At 28.8% G+C, this 19417-nt stretch carries 11 protein-coding genes; 3 read left to right on the top strand and 8 right to left on the bottom strand.

Going from position 1 to position 19417, the window contains the following annotated elements; all coding sequences use genetic code 11:
- Nucleotides 1–21: 21 nt before the first annotated feature.
- The 6 genes from potF to epmB form a co-directional block, all read right to left on the bottom strand.
- A complete protein-coding gene (potF, locus tag AB4W73_RS02160; protein ID WP_367680216.1) occupies nt 22–1125 on the bottom strand; it encodes a spermidine/putrescine ABC transporter substrate-binding protein PotF in 1104 nt (367 codons plus the stop codon).
- Between the two features lie 236 nt (nt 1126–1361).
- Nucleotides 1362–1907 (bottom strand): YbjN domain-containing protein, encoded by a 546-nt coding sequence (locus AB4W73_RS02155; protein ID WP_367680215.1) that lies wholly within the window; start codon nt 1905–1907, stop codon nt 1362–1364.
- A 1197-nt stretch (nt 1908–3104) separates the two neighbouring features.
- The gene (gene lpdA, locus AB4W73_RS02150; RefSeq protein ID WP_367680214.1) at nt 3105–4622 is read right to left on the bottom strand and encodes a dihydrolipoyl dehydrogenase; all 1518 of its coding nucleotides are present in this window, start codon (nt 4620–4622) and stop codon (nt 3105–3107) included.
- Nucleotides 4623–4658: 36 nt separating this feature from the next.
- Complete coding sequence (gene aceF, locus AB4W73_RS02145; RefSeq protein ID WP_367680213.1) at nt 4659–5975, bottom strand: dihydrolipoyllysine-residue acetyltransferase; 1317 nt, start codon at nt 5973–5975, stop codon at nt 4659–4661.
- 41 nt (nt 5976–6016) lie between these two features.
- Complete coding sequence (gene aceE / locus AB4W73_RS02140) at nt 6017–8707, bottom strand: pyruvate dehydrogenase (acetyl-transferring), homodimeric type (protein WP_367680212.1); 2691 nt, start codon at nt 8705–8707, stop codon at nt 6017–6019.
- Between the two features lie 194 nt (nt 8708–8901).
- Nucleotides 8902–9924, bottom strand: coding sequence for an EF-P beta-lysylation protein EpmB (gene epmB / locus AB4W73_RS02135; protein WP_367680211.1), 1023 nt, complete (start codon nt 9922–9924; stop codon nt 8902–8904).
- Nucleotides 9925–9957: 33 nt separating this feature from the next.
- Between epmB and efp the strand changes: the two genes are divergently transcribed.
- The 3 genes from efp (at nt 9958) to dnaJ (ending at nt 13876) form a co-directional block, all read left to right on the top strand.
- The gene (efp, locus tag AB4W73_RS02130; RefSeq protein WP_367680757.1) at nt 9958–10524 is read left to right on the top strand and encodes an elongation factor P; all 567 of its coding nucleotides are present in this window, start codon (nt 9958–9960) and stop codon (nt 10522–10524) included.
- A gap of 178 nt (nt 10525–10702) precedes the next feature.
- Nucleotides 10703–12661 (top strand): molecular chaperone DnaK, encoded by a 1959-nt coding sequence (gene dnaK, locus AB4W73_RS02125; RefSeq protein WP_367680210.1) that lies wholly within the window; start codon nt 10703–10705, stop codon nt 12659–12661.
- A 105-nt stretch (nt 12662–12766) separates the two neighbouring features.
- A complete protein-coding gene (gene dnaJ, locus AB4W73_RS02120; RefSeq protein ID WP_367680209.1) occupies nt 12767–13876 on the top strand; it encodes a molecular chaperone DnaJ in 1110 nt (369 codons plus the stop codon).
- Between the two features lie 3070 nt (nt 13877–16946).
- Here the strand turns inward: dnaJ and apaH are convergent.
- Nucleotides 16947–17768: a bis(5'-nucleosyl)-tetraphosphatase (symmetrical) ApaH gene (gene apaH / locus AB4W73_RS02115; protein WP_367680208.1), complete on the bottom strand. Its 822-nt coding sequence runs from the start codon at nt 17766–17768 to the stop codon at nt 16947–16949.
- A gap of 315 nt (nt 17769–18083) precedes the next feature.
- Nucleotides 18084–18911: a 16S rRNA (adenine(1518)-N(6)/adenine(1519)-N(6))-dimethyltransferase RsmA gene (gene rsmA / locus AB4W73_RS02110; RefSeq protein ID WP_367680207.1), complete on the bottom strand. Its 828-nt coding sequence runs from the start codon at nt 18909–18911 to the stop codon at nt 18084–18086.
- Nucleotides 18912–19417 lie beyond the last annotated feature (506 nt).

Below are 19417 nucleotides of genomic sequence, written 5' to 3'. Positions count from 1 at the left end.
TCAGTAAACTCTCCAGTCGTTCTATTTGCCGCTTTTAATTTTAGTCCAAGCACGTGTAATTACTCTATCTAATTTTGGTGGGTGTAATTTGAGAATAAACATTTTAGCGCGAATATTTGCTGAAGGATAAATCTCAGGGTTATTTCGCACCACTTCACTCATTAAGGGTATAGCTGCTTGGCTAGCATTGGCGTAGTATATATGGTTACTAACATTAGCAATAACATCTGGACGCATTAAATAATTTAAAAACTGATAAGTTTCCTGTAAATTTTTTGCTTTTGTAGGGATAGCAAATAGATCAAAAGTAACTAATGCGCCTTCTTTAGGAATGCTATAAGCTAAATTAATACTATTTTTTGCTTCTTTTGCTCGGTTAGCTGCTTGGATCACATCTCCACTCCAGCCAATGGTTACGCAAATATCTCCGTTTGCTAGATCATTAATATATTGAGAAGAATGAAAATAACGGATATTAGGTCGTAATTTTAATAATAGCTCAGTTGCTGTACCAGTATAATCTGAAGCTAATGAACTGTTTGCGTCTTTGCCTAAATAATGTAATATAGTAGCAAAAACTTCACTTGGTGCATCAAGAAAAGAAACTCCACAACTTTGTAGTTTTGCTAAATTTTCTGGTTTTAAAACTAAATCCCAACTATCAACTGGTGCATTATTACCTAGTACTTTTTTAACTTTGTCAATATTATAACCAATCCCTGTAGTCATCCACATATAGGGAATAGAAAACTGATTATCTGTATCGTAGTTAGCTACTAATTTTAATAATTGTGGATCAAGATTTTTATAATTAGGTAATTTATTTTTATCTAAAGGCTGAAAAACCTTAGCTATCAATTGACGTTCAAGAAAACTATCTGAAGGAACTACTAAATCAAAACCAGTATTTCCTGCCATAAGCTTGCCATCTAGTACTTCGTTAGAATCAAATACATCATAAACTACTTTAATACCAGTTTCTTTTTGAAAATTAGTTAGTGTATTAGGTGCAATGTAATCAGACCAGTTATAAATATATAATTTTTTCTCCTTAGCAGAAATAGAAACAAATGTAGTTATTAATAGAACCGTAGTTATAGTAGATAACCACTTTATATTGAACATCTATACTCCTTAAAAACCTATTAAAACCTATTTTAAATCTTTTATATTAGTTATATTTTAATCAAGTATTTTTATTAAAACGTACTTAAAATACTTATTTTTCCCTTGTCTGAGTATTGTTTAGGAAGATTTAGAATAAGTTTTTAGGAATTTATTTTTAAACTTGTTGATACTTCATTAAAAATGAGTATTTTAATTACACAAAAGAAGTGACGATGTTTTTCGTTTTTCTAAAATTAATGGATAATTGGACGTAATTTCGATACTAATAGTGAATTTTTTGCTTCATTCTCTTCCTTATCCTCTTCTTCGTCATCCTTATATTCATAATAGTTATTAAGAAATAGCATATCATTTTCTACTATTGTAGAAATAATCATTAAAATTTGTTCTGTAGATTGCTGTATAAAATAGTTAAATTGCTGCTTTATGATGCCAGTTGCTATACTGATAGATTGACATATGACTAGCTGTGCTAAATTATCATCTTCTTCAATATTAATAAATGCTTTTGCTGTCAAAGAGAGAGTATTAATATGACTTAAATTATTATTTAATGAAATTAATGCTATTGGCCTAATTTCTACTAATACTGAAAATAAGATAATGTTATCTTTAAGATCAATTCTGACATCAGATACGCAATTATGTTTTTGCATATGACGTAAGTGGAATGCCTGACAAGAGTCACACTCAAAAAATGGACATTCTAGTTGACTTAGCCAACAACGTAACAAAGCCAAATCTGGAATCTTAAAATCTAAAGCATTAAGTGAGACCATTATAATTAACCTCATTGAGACAAAATTAACATAACTTATGTAATATTTACGATAAGTGCTATTATTAATTTTAATAAATTAAAGAATAAACGTTCATCTTACTTTTACTCTCCTTAGAGTCTATTTAAATTTATGATTCTTGTGAGTATCTACAATACAACCTTAGTAAGGGGTTTATTATTAATCATAACAATAGATAATTACTACTTTTTTCTATAAATTTTTCTTTCAATAACAAATATTTAAGTAGATGTAATCTTTTATTTAAATTAATGGCTATGTTAATTAATTTAAATAAAAGATGAATATTATAATATTTTTATTTAGTTTATATTTTATATCTTAATACATTAATATTACTAATTATTTATTATATCATGGTATAATAAATAATTTTTAGAAATTAATTTCTTTACTAAATAATAAATCTATAAAATAGCAAAGTAAAATATTACTATTTTAACTAAATATGGCTAGAATGTATTTATGATTCTAAATCTTAACATAGATCTATTTTTAAACTTAAATAGCAAAATATAGAGCGTGTTTGTAGTATAATAAAAACTATAAACGTTTTAAAAATAACCTCTATTTAAAAGATTATAAAAAATAATTCCATATCATCTAATATATTTAATTTTTCTTAGAATATAATAATCATAAATTTTTATCTTTATTTTTAATAAAAAGTGGCATCTTTATTTTTTTAAATAAATATATGCTTAATATTATATATCTTACATAACTTACTGCATGAATAATATTTATTATATTTTCAATATTATAAGATAGTTAAATAGCAGTAAAGACACTAAAATTAGGTAATTGATAAAAATCTATTTAAAAACAAGAATACTATAATGTATGTACTATTATATTCAAATATAATAGTATTCTTTTATATTTATATACAAGAATTACTAAATAAGCTTTCAGCATAACTTAATAAATTTTAAGTTTAGTTATATTAAGATTTATATAGAAAATATTAGTAAAATAGATCTAGAAATTAGTATAGGTAAACTAGTTTATATAATACTATATATTGTTATTAACAATAACATATTAATAATTATATAATTTGAGACTTATATTAAAAAATATTCTTATTAAATTTATCAAATAGTATATTTATATATTTCTTATGAAGTACTTTGAATAATAAAGGAAAACAGCAGGCATCTGCTGTTTTCTATACTAATTTTTTTCAGTATTTGTAGATTCAACAAAACAAAAATTATTTTTTTTTGTTTTTATATTTGGTAAGTCAGTAATGCTACCTTCATAGATCTCCGCAGCTAGACCAATAGATTCATGTAAAGTTGGATGAGAATGAATAGTAAGAGCAAGATCTTCAGCATCACAACCCATTTCAATAGCTAATCCAATTTCACCTAATAATTCACCTCCATTAGCACCAACGATAGCGCCTCCAATAACGCGATGTGTTTCTTTATCAAGAATTAGTTTAGTAATACCTTCGGCACAATTAGAAGTAATCGCACGTCCTGATGCTGTCCATGGAAAAGTAGAAGTTTCATATTTTTTTACATTGGTTTTTTCATTATAAATAATACCATCTTTTTCTGCTTGTAATTTATCTTTTGCTATGAGTTCTTTTTCTGTCAAACCAATCCAGGCAACTTCTGGCTCAGTATAAGCGATAAAAGGGATTACCTTAGGATCAAAATAATGTTTTTTCCCTGAGATAACTTCAGCCGCAATATGTCCCTCATGTATTCCTTTATGAGCTAGCATTGGTTGACCTACAATGTCACCAATAGCAAAAATATGCGGTATATTAGTGCGTAATTGTTTATCAACAGGAATAAAACCAAGTTTATTGACGTTAATTTTTGCTTTTTCTGCGTCTAATAACTTACCGTTTGGTACTCGACCAATTGCAACAAGTACAGCATCATAACGTATTGATACATCAGGTGCTTTTTTTCCTTCCATCATCACATAGAGCCCATCTTTTCTTGCTTCTATTTGAATAACTTTGGTTTCTAACATTAAATTAAATTGCTTACTAATCTGTTTATTGAATATTTTAATAACGTCCTTGTCTACTGCCGGAATTACTTGATCAAGCATCTCAACTATATCAACTTTAGAACCTAATGCATGATAAACCGTACCTATTTCTAAACCAATAATCCCACCACCCATAATAAGTAATTTTTCAGGAATCATATCTAATTTTAGTGCATCAGTAGAATTCCATATACGTGGATCATTATAAGGAATAAATGGAAGTTGAATCGGACGTGAACCTGCTGCAATAATTATATTATCAAAATGAAGAGTTGTAATTACCCCTTTTGCATTTTCTATTATTAACGTGTGTTCACTAGTAAATTTACCTATTCCATTTACTACTAAGATTTTGCGCCCTTTTGCCATTATTGCTAAACTACTATTCATTTGAGAGATTACTTTTTTTTTCCAATCTTGTACTTTTTTTATATTAATAATAGGATCGCCAAATGTGACCCCACAATTACTTATTGCTTTAGCCTCGTTAATAACTTTTGTAATATGTAATAAAGCCTTAGAAGGAATACAACCTACATTAAGACAAACACCACCTAAAGTCTCATAGCGCTCAACTAATACAGTTTTAAGACCTAAATCTGCACAACGGAAAGCTGCAGAATATCCTGCAGGGCCTGCTCCAAGTACTGCAACCTGAGTTTGTATTTTAGTATTCATTATATTTTCTCATAGGGTTTGTTTGATAATAAAATATCACATAACAAGACGACGGATATCTGCCATTAAATAGCTAATATGTTTGATAAAATGAGCACCTGCAGCACCATCTATAACACGATGATCAAAGGAAAGTGATAGCGGTAGCATTAAACGTGGCACAAACTTTTTACCATTCCAAATCGGTTTTATTAATGACTTAGAGACACCAAGAATTGCTACTTCTGGGGCATTAATAATGGGTGTAAATGCTGTACTACCGATACCTCCTAAGTTTGATATAGTAAAACATCCCCCTTGTATATCAGTAGGAGTTAACTTGCCATCACGTGCTTTTTTAGAAATTAATGCTAGTTCACGTGATAATTCAATTATGCCTTTTTTATTGACATTACGAAATACCGGAACAACTAAGCCATTAGTTGTATCAATGGCAATACCAATATTAATGTATTTTTTAAGTATTAGTTTTTGGGCATTAGAAGAAAGAGAACTATTAAAATACGGGTAAACTTCTAATGCTTGCGCTGCTGCTTTCATTAAAAAAATAAGGATAGTGATTTTTACATCATATTTCTTTTTTTCTAATTCAATATTTTGTTGTTTACGGAAAACCTCAAGTTCTGTTATATTGGTTTCATCGAATTGCGTAACATGTGGAATCATAATCCAGTTACGGCTTAAATTAGCACCAGAAATCTTTTGGATACGATTTAATTCAATTTCTTCAATGTCACCAAATTTACTAAAATTAACTTTTGGCCATGGCAAAATATCGTTACTTGGTGTTTCCTTTTCACCAGTATATTTAATTAGTTTTTTCATATATATTTGTAGATCTTCATGTAGGATACGCCCCTTACGGCCTGTTGCGATTACTTTTGCTAAATCAATACCAAATTTACGTGCCAAACGACGTATTAACGGTGTTGCATGTGCATAAGAGGAATTTTCTGTAAACTTATTTATGTTATTTATATCACTACTACCTACACTACTATTGTGAATTTTATTATTAGTAGTATCATTATTAATATTATTTTTATCAATTGTGATAAGCGTTAATGGAAGTTCCGCTGTTAGTTTTTCTTCTATATTGGCAGACATGTTATCGTTATTAGGATAACACTCACAAATCATAATTAATTTACCAGTTTCGATTTTATCACCAAGCGCAACTTTAATTTCTTTTATGATACCTGTATATGGAGAAGGAATTTCAATTGACGCCTTATCACCTTCGACAGTGATTAATGATTGCTCGATCTCAATAGGATCTCCTATTTTTACCATAATTTCGGTAACTTCTACTTTATCGGTGCCAATATCCGGTACTTTTATTTCAATAGACATAAATAAATTACCTTTTATTTCTACTAGGTCTGTTGTATCTGTTACGCTAAGCGTGGGTTAACTTTATCAGCATTAATATTAAATTTAGTGATGGCTTCTGTAACAATACTGGTATTAATATCACCATGCTTAGCTAATTCATTTAAAGCAGCAACTACTACATAAGAAGCATCAATTTCAAAATAACGACGTAAATTTTCACGACTATCAGAACAACCATAGCCATCAGTACCTAACACACAGAATTGATTAGCAGGAATGAAGTTTCGGATTTGCTCAGCAAATAATTTCATGTAATCAGTAGAGGCGATCGTAGGTGCATCATGCATAATTGTTGCAATATAAGGGATACGTGATTTTTCTGTTGGATGTAACATATTCCAACGTTCGCAATCTTGACCATCACGTGCTAGTTCAGTAAATGAAGTAACACTATAAACATCAGAGGTAATACCATATTGCTCAAAAAGAATTTGAGCTGCTTTGCGAACATGCCGTAAAATAGCACCTGAGCTAATTAATTGAACCTTACCCTTGCTATCATTCTTATCAGTTGTTTCTAATTTATAAATACCTTTACGAATACCTTCTTCAACCCCTTTCGGCATTGCTGGCATTGCATAGTTTTCGTTAAGCGTTGTCAGATAATAGTAAATATTTTCCTGTGCTTTACCATACATACGTTTTAAACCGTCATGTATAATAACTGCAACTTCATAAGCATAAGCAGGGTCATAAGAAAGGCAATTAGGAATAGTTAACGATTGAATATGACTATGACCATCTTCATGTTGTAAACCTTCACCATTAAGAGTAGTACGTCCTGAAGTGCCACCAATAAGAAAACCACGTGCTTGTTGATCACCAGCTGCCCAGCATAAATCACCAATACGCTGAAAACCAAACATAGAGTAATAGATATAAAACGGAATCATAGGAAAGTCGTTACTACTATATGACGTCGCTGCCGCTAACCAAGAAGCAGCTGCTCCTAGTTCGTTAATGCCTTCTTGTAAAATTTGTCCTTTTCTATCTTCTTTGTAATAAGCAACTTGTTCATGATCCTGTGGAGTATACTGTTGACCATTAGGGTTATAAATACCAATTTGACGGAATAAACCTTCCATACCAAATGTACGTGCTTCATCAGCAATAATAGGTACTATACGGTGTTTAATTGATTTATTCTTTAATAGTAAATTTAATACGCGTACAAAGGCAATAGTAGTAGAGATTTCTTTTATTTGTGTCGTTAATAGTGAATTAAAATCTGTTAGCATAGGTAATTCTAATTCTTCTTTTTTAGTAAAATTTTTTAAACGAGCTGGTAAATAACCAGATAAGGCTCGACGACGAGCATGTAGGTATTTATTTTCTTCAGAATCTTTATCAAAGGTAATGTATGGCATTTTTTCGATATCAGTATCAGTAATAGGTATATCAAAACGATTACGCAAATAATTAACTTCAAGTATACTCATTTTTTTTACCTGATGAGCGATATTTTTACCTTCTACTGTTTCTCCCATGCCATAGCCTTTAATAGTATGAGCTAAGATAACCGTCGGTTTACCCTTAGTATTATGTGCTTTTTTTAACGCAGCAAAAATTTTCTTGGGATCATGCCCACCACGGTTTAGTAACCATATTTCATTATCACTCATATCTGCGACTAATGTTTGAGTTTCAGGAAAACGACCAAAGAAATGTTTACGAATATAAGCACCATCTTTAGATGTAAATGTTTGATAATCACCATCTAAAGTTTCATTCATTAATTGAATTAATTTACCACTGCTATCTTTGCGTAATAGGGCATCCCAACGATCTCCCCAGATAACTTTTAAAACTTGCCAACCAGCACCAGCAAAAATGCTTCCTAATTCGTTAATAATTTTACCATTACCTGTAACTGGGCCATCAAGGCGCTGTAGGTTACAGTTGATAACAAAAATCAAGTTATCTAGTTTTTCACGGGTTGCAATAGTGATAACACCCTTAGATTCTGGTTCATCCATTTCACCGTCCCCTAAGAAAGCATAAACTGTTTGTGCTGAGGTATTTTTTAAGCCACGATTATTTAGGTATTTAAGAAACTTTGCCTGATAGATAGCGCTAATAGGTCCTAGTCCCATGGAAACTGTAGGAAATTGCCAAAATTCAGGCATTAATTTAGGATGCGGGTAAGAAGAAAGCCCTTTTCCATCAATTTCTTGGCGAAAGTTATCCATTTGCTCTTGTGTTAATCGACCCTCAAGAAAAGCACGCGCATAAATCCCTGGGGCAATATGACCTTGAAAATAAACTAAATCACCACCATCTTTTTCATTACGGGCACGAAAAAAATGATTAAAACAAACATCATAGAAAGTTGCCGAAGATTGAAAAGAGGAAATATGTCCACCTAGATTAAGATTCTTTTTTGAAGCACGTAATACTGCCATTATGGCATTCCAACGTATAGCAGAGCGTATACGTCGTTCTAAATTAAGATTACCTGGGTAAGCGGGTTCATCTTCTACGGGAATAGTATTAATGTAATCATCATTTATCGAATTTATATTTATTAAATTTGGAATTAAATTAACACCACCTTTATAGGCTTCATTTAAAACTTGATATAGAAGGTATTGAGCGCGCTCAATACCTTCTTCATGGATGACTGATTTAATAGCCTGCCGCCAGTCACTAGTTTCGATTGGATCTTGGTCATTATTTAAATAATCTGACATGGTAGTATTCCTGTTTTATTTCTCAGTTGGTTACAACCTTGCTATCCTGTGATTAATTCTCAGGAACAAAGCCATGCTCTTAAGTAAAATACCAAGGTTATTATGCTCAATATTTAACTTATTTTAATATTAAGAATATATCAATAGATCTCTTGCTAAATCTATTGATATATTCTATTAGTTTAAATTTAGTTTTACATAAGTTTTAGTTCTAATGGTATTTTGCTAATTGCGCCGCTAGTTTCTCGTACAAAACGTGGTACGAGATAACCAGATACACGGCTTAATAGCTCTTTCATTAGATATTGTGCTTTGTTATTATCAACCATAAAATGCGCAGCACCTTGTACTTTATCTAATAAATGAATGTAATAAGGCAAAATACCAGCATTAAATAATGCATTACTAAGTTCTACCAATGCTATCACAGTATCATTGACGCCTCTTAATAAGACACTTTGATTTAACAATGTTACTCCTGCATATTTTAATTGTGCCATACTGTCATATAATGGTTGATTGATTTCATTTGCATGGTTGATATGTGTCACCATTAATATTTGCAGGCTTGAATTAGAAAACTGTTGACATAAAGCTTTAGTAATGCGTGCTGGAATTACTACAGGCAGACGAGTATGAATACGTAGTCGTTTAATATGCTTAATTTTTTCAAGCTCAGTAATTAACCAATTTAATTCATAATCTTTTGCCATTAAAGGATCCCCGCCAGAAAAAATAATTTCATCAAGCTCAGTATGTTGACGTATATATTGTAATGATTGATGCCAATTTTTTTTATTACCTTGGTTATTTTGGTAAGGAAAATGACGACGGAAGCAATAGCGACAATTGATAGCACAACCTCCTTTTACTAATAGTAGTACACGATTATGATACTTATGTAGAAGACCTGGTATTATGGTACTTTGTTCTTTTAGAGGATCGCTAGTAAAGCCAGATACAGCTATAAACTCTTCTTGGATAGTAAGAACTTGTAACAACAAAGGATCTTTAGCATTTCCAATTTCCATGCGTGCGACAAAAGCTCTAGGAACATGAAGAGGAAATAAGCTACGCGCATTACATCCTTGTAGTAAATCTGAATGTTTATTAAGTTCTAAAAGATGTAACAATTCATTAGGGTTAGTAATAGAATCAGAGAGTTGCTGCAACCAATCTTCTTTAGTAGATGTATTTAGAGTTATAATATGTGTCATTTTTATTTAAATATTAGCTTTGAGAGAACTATTATGGCGACTTATTTTAGTAATGAATTTCGTTCTGGTCTTAAAATTATGTTAGATGGTGAACCTTGTACTGTTATTGATAATGAATTTGTTAAACCAGGTAAAGGGCAGGCATTTGTTCGTACCCATATTCGCAAGCTTATTTCTGGTAAATTACTAGAAAAAACTTTTAAATCTACTGATACTGTGTCCTCAGCAGATGTAGTCGATATAAATTTAACATATTTATATAATGATGGTAAATTTTGGCACTTCATGAATAATGATAATTTTGAGCAGTTAGCTGTTGATAAAAAAGTTATTGCTGCAAATATAAAATGGTTAGTAGAACAGACTAAATGCGTTTTAACTTTATGGAACGGTCAGCCGATTACAGTCAGTCCACCAAATTTTATTGAACTTAAAATTATTAATACTAATCCCGGATTAAAAGGAGATACTACAGGTACTAGTTATAAGCCAGCAATCTTGAGTACAGGTGCAATAGTTAAAGTACCATTATTTGTTCAACAAGGTGAAATAATTAAAGTAGATACTCGTTCTGGTGAATATATTTCTCGTATTAAATAATAGTTTAAAGTATTAAAAAATAATTTTTTTTATTTCTCCCCTTGATGCTGTGATGCATGACCCCATCTTATCTATTAACCGTAATCACTAATGTTGTGGTGTGATGGAGTTAATAGACAGTCAAGAATAGACCATCCTTCCACAGATTAATAATAAATTTATTTTGGGGTAATGTCAGATGACTGAACAACAACAACAAAAAAAGAATAGATCTAAAATTATTGGTATTGACTTAGGTACAACTAATTCTTGTGTCGCTGTTATGGATGGTAAAAAGGCGCGTGTTTTAGAAAATAGTGAGGGTGATCGTACTACGCCTTCTGTTGTTGCTTATACTGAAAACGGAGAAGTTTTGGTAGGACAACCGGCTAAGCGTCAAGCTGTTACTAATCCAAAAAATACATTATATGCCATTAAACGTTTAATTGGTCGTCGTTTTAAAGATGAAGAAGCTCAGCGCGACAAGGGTATTATGCCATATAAAATCGTTGCTGCTGATAATGATGATGCTTGGGTTGAAGTAAGAAGAGAGAAGATGGCGCCCCCACAAATTTCTGCTGAAATATTAAAAAAAATGAAGAAAACGGCAGAAGATTATCTTGGTGAAAAGATTACTGCAGCTGTTATTACTGTGCCTGCTTATTTTAACGATGCTCAACGTCAGGCTACTAAAGATGCGGGTCGTATTGCTGGTCTAGAAGTAAAGCGTATTATTAATGAACCTACCGCTGCTGCTTTAGCTTATGGGCTTGATAAAGAAGAAGGTGATCGTACGATTGCTGTTTATGATCTAGGTGGAGGTACTTTTGATATCTCTATTATTGAAATTAGTGATACTGATGGGGAAAAAACCTTTGAAGTACTAGCAACTAATGGTGATACCCATCTTGGTGGTGAAGATTTTGATAACCGTTTAATTAATTATCTAGTTGAAGAGTTTAAGAAAGAACAAGGTATTGATTTACGTCAGGATCCTTTAGCAATGCAACGTCTAAAAGAAGCGGCAGAAAAAGCAAAAATTGAACTCTCTTCTGCTCAACAGACGGATGTTAATCTTCCATATATCACTGCTGATGCTTCTGGTCCAAAACATATGAACATTAAAGTGACGAGAACAAAACTAGAATCACTGGTAGAGGATTTAGTTAAACGTTCTATTGAGCCATTAAAAGTAGCACTAAAAGATACAAATTTATCTATTAATAAGATTCAAGATGTTGTTTTAGTTGGTGGTCAGACTCGCATGCCTATGGTACAGAAGAAAGTTGCTGAATTTTTTGGTAAGGAACCACGTAAAGATGTTAATCCAGATGAGGCTGTTGCTATTGGAGCTGCCGTTCAGGGTGGTGTTCTTGCTGGTGATGTGAAAGATGTATTATTACTTGATGTTACTCCTTTATCGCTTGGTATTGAGACAATGGGTGGGGTAATGACAGCATTAATTACTAAAAATACGACTGTTCCCACTAAACATAGTCAAGTTTTTTCTACTGCAGAAGATAACCAATCTGCAGTAACTATTCATGTACTACAGGGTGAACGTAAACGTGTTAGTGATAATAAATCTTTAGGTCAATTTAACCTTGATGGTATCGCACCAACAAAGCGTGGTATACCTCAAATTGAGGTTACCTTTGATATTGATGTAGATGGTATTTTACATGTTTCTGCTAAAGATAAAAATAGTGGACGTGAACAAAAGATTACTATTAAAGCTTCTTCAGGTCTAGAAGAAACAGAAATCCAAAAAATGATTGAGGATGCAAAAGCTAACGCTGAAAATGATCTTAAGTTTGAGCAATTAGTACAAACACGTAATCAAGCTGATCATATAATTCATAGTACGGAAGAACAGCTAAAAAATATTGGTGATAAGCTAACAGCAGAAGATAAAACTGCCATTGAAACAGCATTAATTGCACTAAGGACTGCTGCTAAAGGCGAAGATAAAGATATGATGACTGCAAAAATTAAACAATTAGAACAATATTCTAGTAAATTGTTAGAAGCAGTACAGCAACAAGTCGCTACACCTGGATCAAGTAATAATAGTACTAAAGCTAAAATAGAAGATGACGTTGTTGATGCTGAATTTGAAGAGGTAAAAGATGAAGAGCAACAAAAGAATAAAAAATAATCACTTTTAAAATAGATGTGGTAGTGATTACTACAGCTGAAAATCAGCACGGGCGTTGAGGTAACTCTACGCCCGTGCGCGTATGTGAAGGATAGGAAAAAATAAATGGCGGATAGAGATTATTATGATATTTTAGGCGTTAATAGAAATGCAACAGATGATGAAATCAAAAAAGCTTATAGAAAGAAAGCGAATCAGTACCATCCTGATCGCAATCAGGACAAGAATGCCGAAGCTAAATTTAAGGAAATTAATGAGGCTAATAAAATTTTAAGTGATAAGGGAAAACGAGCAACATATGATCAATATGGTCATGCTGCTTTTCAATCCGGTGGAATGGGAGAGTCTTCAACAACCACTGGTTTTGCTAGCGATTTTGGTGAAGATCTAGGTGATATATTTCAAAGCTTTTTTGGTGGGGGACGTAGTAAGAATAGCAACCAACGTCGTCGTGGTTCTGATTTGCGTTATGATCTAAAGTTAACGCTAGAAGAAGCAGTTCGAGGTATTACCAAAGAAATTAGTTTCTCAGTTTTAAAGACTTGCGATAGTTGTCATGGTAGCGGCGCAAGACCTGGTAGTTCTCAGCCGGTTTGTCCTACTTGTAAAGGTAATGGTGAAGTATGTATAAAACAAGGTTTCTTTACTGTACAACAAACCTGTCCTCATTGTGCAGGTAATGGTAAAATTACTAGAGACAAATGTAGTAAATGTGCTGGGAAAGGGCAACGAGAAAAACCTAAAACTTTATCAGTGCAAGTACCTGCTGGTGTAGATACAGGAGATCGTATTCGTTTATCTGGTGAAGGTGCTGGTGATGGTGATTTATATGTTCAAGTAGAAGTAAAATCTCATCCAATTTTTAAGCGTGATGGTAATGATCTATATTGTGATGTTCCTATTAATTTTGCAATAGCTGCTTTAGGGGGTGAAATTGAAGTTCCAACCCTAGAGGGACGAATTAAATTAAAAATATCTGAGGAAACACAAACAAATAAATCATTTCGTCTTCGTGGTAAAGGTGTTAAATCTATTCGTGGTAATAATAAAGGTGATTTATTCTGTCGCGTTGTTGTTGAGACGCCTGTTAACTTAAATGAGGAACAAAAACAGTTATTACGTAGTTTTTCAGGTACAGCAGATGAAAAAAATAGTCCACGTTCAAAGAGCTTTCTAGATGGTATTAAAAAGTTTTTTGATGATTTAACTCATTAATAAAAATATTTTATTATTAAATTAATGCTGAGTATAATCATATAATTAGTATAGACTCGAGGGAAAGCACATAACCTTCTAGAAAGAAGGTTATGTGTTATGAATTTCATATTATATGGTGCTTATAATCTTTGTTTTCTTATGTATATAATTCTTATATGTATCGTAAGTACCGTATAAATTACTTAAGTCATTATATTACGCTACGCATTTTATATAAAATATAGCAGGTTTAAATTTAATTAAATATAAATAGATTTAATTTAAAATATTTCGTGTAATATAATAATTAATATATAATGCAATTTGATGAGTTAATGTTTTACTTTTATTATTTTACTATATCTTATTAAGAATTATTTTTATAAAAAATTATTTATTAATTATCGTATTTAAAGATAATAGATAATCTTATTTTTTATAACTATTATAATTGTAATGTTAACCATTATAAATAATCTTTTATTTAATTTTTTTTATTATAAATGTTGCATTGGTAAATATTTAATAAAAATTATTTTTAATAATAGTTTTTTAGTCTTAGAATTAAAAATAAAATATGAATTATTATAAACACCTTTTGTAGAATATAATTGATAATTATTCTAGTTATTACTTTAAAAATAAAGGTAATATTAGTAATTACTATAATATATTTATTATTTAATGATATAAATAAAACTATTTATTATAATTAACTATTTTTACGTTATTGTTAATATTATTTTATTTTCAAGGTAATAACTTTAGAGTATAGCTAGTTTAAAAGTTTATTAGTATTAGTTATTATTGATAATTTTAAAATTATTATTATTTTTTATTTATTGATTAAAAGATTTTTTGTTAACCTTATAGTTACTGTAGTAATTATTATATTACTGGATTACATAGTAAACTAATATAAAGTGAATAAAAATAATACTCGCCTATAATAAATAAATATCATTTTAGGAGAGTATTATTAATTTAATATAGATATTAATTTAGTAGAGTGATCCTCAACCTCATAATTCTATTATATATAAATGCTATAACATGCATTTAATAAATGCTATCTCTAAAAACTTTAAAATATATTTATATCTAAGGTTCACTACTTATATTTTTTTGTTTTACTATTATTTTTAGGATGCTATCCTATTTTTAATAGAAGTATTAACTGTACAGGATTAACGATATTATTATTAAGTATTAGTTATACTTTATTTATTAATAAATACTAAGAATTTTAGTTCTTAAGTGGTATATTGTTAAATCTAAATCTAGTTTTATTAACTTGCTTCATTTGATTAGTTTTAAATAAATTTTTTCTGTTATTATTTTTATAATATTATCTTTACTATATTAATAATTATTGTTTAACTAATTTTATTAGTATAAACATAAGTTCACTACTATTCTAAAATAGAAATATTATTTAGTTTAATTACTACGATAATCACAAGTTTATTTTTTTATAATGTTTTATATAATTTAAAATAAAAGTGATAATAGATAATTAAATTTATTAAAAAATAATAATATACTATTTTGTATAGTAGTATGCTAGTAAGTTTTATATACTATGCAATGTTATAGTTAAATAATTTATCTTCACAGTACTTCCTAGAATTTATAAGAAATCTATTACAATTATAAATTGTTTAAAGTTAGTAGAAACAAAGAGATTAAAAGCAGCATTAAGCATTTATTTAAAAAATAAATTAATAAATAATTTTTTGTAGTGTTAAATTACTTAATTATGCAAAGAATATGTTAGAATAGTTATTTTTTGTTATTTAATAATATGTACCAATATAAAACTTTTTATTAAACTAAGTATTAGTTTAATAAATAAGGAATAAAAATAAAAAATTTAAAAAAGTACTTAGTAATAGTCATCAAGTGAATTTACTATGCAAACTATAAATTATATAAATTAATAGATAATTTAAAATAATTTAACTATTAAAATTTTACAAATTTATTTTGCAATTAAATATAAAAAACTTATATCTAAATTAGATATATATTTTATATTATTACTTAAATTTTTTTATATATTTATATTAATAAGAAAATCTTATTTAATATATAAAAGTTATTAGTAAAACAAACCAATTAATGTTTATTATTAATATAATTTAAATAATTTAACTAGCCTTGAGTAATCTATATCTATCACTATTTTAATTATAAGATATGTTCATATACTAAACTCCTTAAATAATTTATTTTAATATCTTTATTACTTTATATTTTATAAAGTTTCCTATTTAGAAGATTTTGCTAAAATTTTTAATATTATTTCTTTTATTATCTACAGGATAAATTTATATAATTACTGCATAATATATTTTTAGATAAATAGTAAAATAAGGAATTTTATACAATAATTAATTAAAAAATTAAATATAAACGCTCTGGTGTTTTATTAAATAATTCTACTTATACAGTCTACTTATCTAATTCAGCAGGTAAAATATTAATAATTTTATCATGCACCCAAAAAATACTATGTGAAATATTTAATCATTACGTTTATATTTTATTTTTCTTATTATTTATAAATATTATATTAGATTATTTAATCTGTAAATTACTGATACCAAAGTAATAAAAAATTATATTTTTATTATTTAAGTAAAGTTTTATTAATAGATAAGTATGTTATTTAACATAATTATTAATTACTAAATATTTTTTATAAAGATATCTAAACTAGGTATGTAAGTTTTAGACTAATAATAATTATTATATAAATAAAAATATTCTACTATATTATTAGGAAATAATACTTTCATTTTTACCATATAATTATTCTATAAATGTTTTATTAACACAAGAATTATAGTAGATTAATTAAAATTAGCCATAATATTAGCTACAGTAAAAATATTGCTCGATCCATAATACTTGGTAGAATTTAGTGTACTAGACCATTTTTTAATCTTTTCCGAGTTAATAAATTACTATAAGTTAACTACCAGTAAATTTTAAATAATATGTAATAAAATACCTTTTAATTATCTGTTGATAATAATATAGATTAGAAAATTAATTATGCAGTAGAATATTTAATAAATAATAACTAAATAGATATATGTTTTGCAGACTGTGTAAAATAACGTTTATCTTCCCAACGTAATAGAGTTAGTTTACCTCCCCAGCAACAGCCTGTATCTAATGCATAAATACCTATGGGCGTTCCTGCTCCCTGTAAGGATGACCAATGGCCAAAAACAATAGCATAATTTGCATCAATTAAACGTGGCAGCCTAAACCATGGTATTAAAGGAAAGGGAGTATTTTCAGGTATATCTTTATAGATCATATCTAGTTGCCCATGTGGAAGACAATAACGCATTCGTGTTAACGTATTAATATTAAAACGTAAGCGTGCTAATCCTGAATGTTTAGGATTCCAGCTATTTAGTGCATCATTAAACAATGCATTAAGAAATAGAGGATAACTATTACTACTAAGAACATCTTCAATTTCATGAGCACAGTTTTGTGCTTTTTTAATATCCCATTGTGGGCTAATACCTGCATGTACCATGATAAGTTTTAACATGTGATCAATTTGTAAAAGTGGTTGATGGCGCAACCAATTGATTAATTCATCTATGTCGTAGGCGTTAAGTAATTCAGTAAGGCGGTCTTTCTGCTTATTACGTCTTAGACCTACGTATACTGCTAATAAATGTAGGTCATGGTTACCTAACACAATACGTACACTAGATCCTAGAGATCTAAGATAACGTAATACTGCTAATGATGAAGACCCACGAGCAACTAGATCACCAGTTAACCATAGTGTATCTTGTTGTATATTAAAGTTAACTTGTGCTAGTAAAGCACGAAGTTCAGTAAAACATCCATGAACATCACCGATAAGATAAGTAGACATGATTAATAGGTTATAATTAGATTAACTAAGCAAAAAATTAAATTAAAATCTTAAATAATTAACTGATATAATTAAATATTTAGAATATCTTTTTATTACATTTAAAGATTTTTTAAGAACTATATTAAATAGTATATAAAATTTACTTGCTATTAAGATAATAGACACTCTCTTATGATACTGTTTATTTTAATCTTAGTTTTACTATGATTACTATTTATGATAAGTTACTAGTAATTAAATAGTATTATTTTAAGTATAGATTAATTTTGTAAAGTTAATTATACTTCTATATAAATTAATTGGTTTAGATTATTAAAGATTATTACTACTATAGGTTATTTGATCTGAAAGCCAATTAGTTAATCTACAATATTGCGTTAAAGTGATATTTTCAGCTCTACAAGCAGGATCAATACTAAGCTTTATTAGTTGCTCGGGAATAAATAATTTTCTTAAACTATTACGAATAGTTTTCCGTCGCTGATTAAATGCCTGAGCGGTAATATACTCTAGAAGGCGTGTATCCTTAACTAGATTAGATTTTTGTTGGTGTGGAATTAAGCGCACTACTGCAGAGTCAACTTTAGGAGATGGTATAAATGCAGATGATGGTACTTCTAGTATAGGGATAATTTGGCAATAATACTGTGCCATTACTGTTAAACGGCCATATGTTTTACTATTAGGAGAAGCAACTAAACGTTTAACTACTTCTTTTTGTAACATAAAATGCATATCACTAATTATATTAGTATAATTAAAAAGATAAAATATTAATGGGGTAGAAATATTATAAGGTAAATTACCGAATATACGTAACGGTTGTTTTGAAAGTTTTGCTAGTATAGAAAAATCTACTTCCATAACATTTTGCTGATAGATAATTAGTTTATCTTTAAGTCTAGGATTATTAATAAGACTAATAGTAAGGTTACGATCTAATTCAATAACTGTCATTTTATCTATACGATCTGCTACTGGTACAGTTAGTGCTCCTAAGCCTGGTCCAATTTCAATTATTGCTTCACTTGGCAGAGGGTTAATAGTCGAAACAATACTATTAATAATATAGCTATTATTTAAAAAATTTTGCCCAAATCTTTTACGAGCAAAATGTCCTTGGTAGATTCTATCGCACATTTTATTTATTATTTAAATGTTATATAATTTTATGATTATATTTGATTATTTTTTTGTTAGTTATTATTTTAATAACTAACTCTAATACTATAGTAAAACTACCAGTATTAATGTAATCATTGCAACGAATTTTAATATAGTGCTATAATTAATTAAAGTATAAATAAAAAAACAAAACTATGAATAATATTTATTACCTAATTCAAATCTTAATATTTAAATATTAATAATCTTTAATCGTAGTATATAATAAGTGCTATATTAGTATTTTAGATATTCTAGTTAAAATAACATGTTTATCTGTGTATAGTAAACTAATAAATTATATTACTTTTCGTATAATAATCTTAATATTAGTATAATAATACTTACTTTTATATTATATATAACTCTTTTATTCATATAAAAGTTAAATTTGTATTATAAATTTTAGGATAATTAATAATAAATTTATTTTTAATAATATTAAAGAGAGCAATAATAACTTGATACAAATATATCTAAGT

The organism is Candidatus Fukatsuia anoeciicola (assembly GCF_964059965.1).
GTDB classification, from domain to species: Bacteria; Pseudomonadota; Gammaproteobacteria; order Enterobacterales; family Enterobacteriaceae; genus Fukatsuia; species Fukatsuia anoeciicola.
The sequence above is the reverse complement of the archived record's forward strand: the minus strand, read 5'-3'. Positions and strand labels throughout refer to the sequence as shown.

What these genes read in the sequence shown, in the direction of transcription:
- potF (WP_367680216.1), bottom strand. Translation starts at nt 1,125, where the DNA reads ATGTTCAATATAAAGTGGTTATCTACTATAACTACGGTTCTATTAATA.
- AB4W73_RS02155 (WP_367680215.1), bottom strand. Translation starts at nt 1,907, where the DNA reads ATGGTCTCACTTAATGCTTTAGATTTTAAGATTCCAGATTTGGCTTTG.
- lpdA (WP_367680214.1), bottom strand. Translation starts at nt 4,622, where the DNA reads ATGAATACTAAAATACAAACTCAGGTTGCAGTACTTGGAGCAGGCCCT.
- aceF (WP_367680213.1), bottom strand. Translation starts at nt 5,975, where the DNA reads ATGTCTATTGAAATAAAAGTACCGGATATTGGCACCGATAAAGTAGAA.
- aceE (WP_367680212.1), bottom strand. Translation starts at nt 8,707, where the DNA reads ATGTCAGATTATTTAAATAATGACCAAGATCCAATCGAAACTAGTGAC.
- epmB (WP_367680211.1), bottom strand. Translation starts at nt 9,924, where the DNA reads ATGACACATATTATAACTCTAAATACATCTACTAAAGAAGATTGGTTG.
- efp (WP_367680757.1), top strand. Translation starts at nt 9,958, where the DNA reads ATGGCGACTTATTTTAGTAATGAATTTCGTTCTGGTCTTAAAATTATG.
- dnaK (WP_367680210.1), top strand. Translation starts at nt 10,703, where the DNA reads ATGACTGAACAACAACAACAAAAAAAGAATAGATCTAAAATTATTGGT.
- dnaJ (WP_367680209.1), top strand. Translation starts at nt 12,767, where the DNA reads ATGGCGGATAGAGATTATTATGATATTTTAGGCGTTAATAGAAATGCA.
- apaH (WP_367680208.1), bottom strand. Translation starts at nt 17,768, where the DNA reads ATGTCTACTTATCTTATCGGTGATGTTCATGGATGTTTTACTGAACTT.
- rsmA (WP_367680207.1), bottom strand. Translation starts at nt 18,911, where the DNA reads ATGTGCGATAGAATCTACCAAGGACATTTTGCTCGTAAAAGATTTGGG.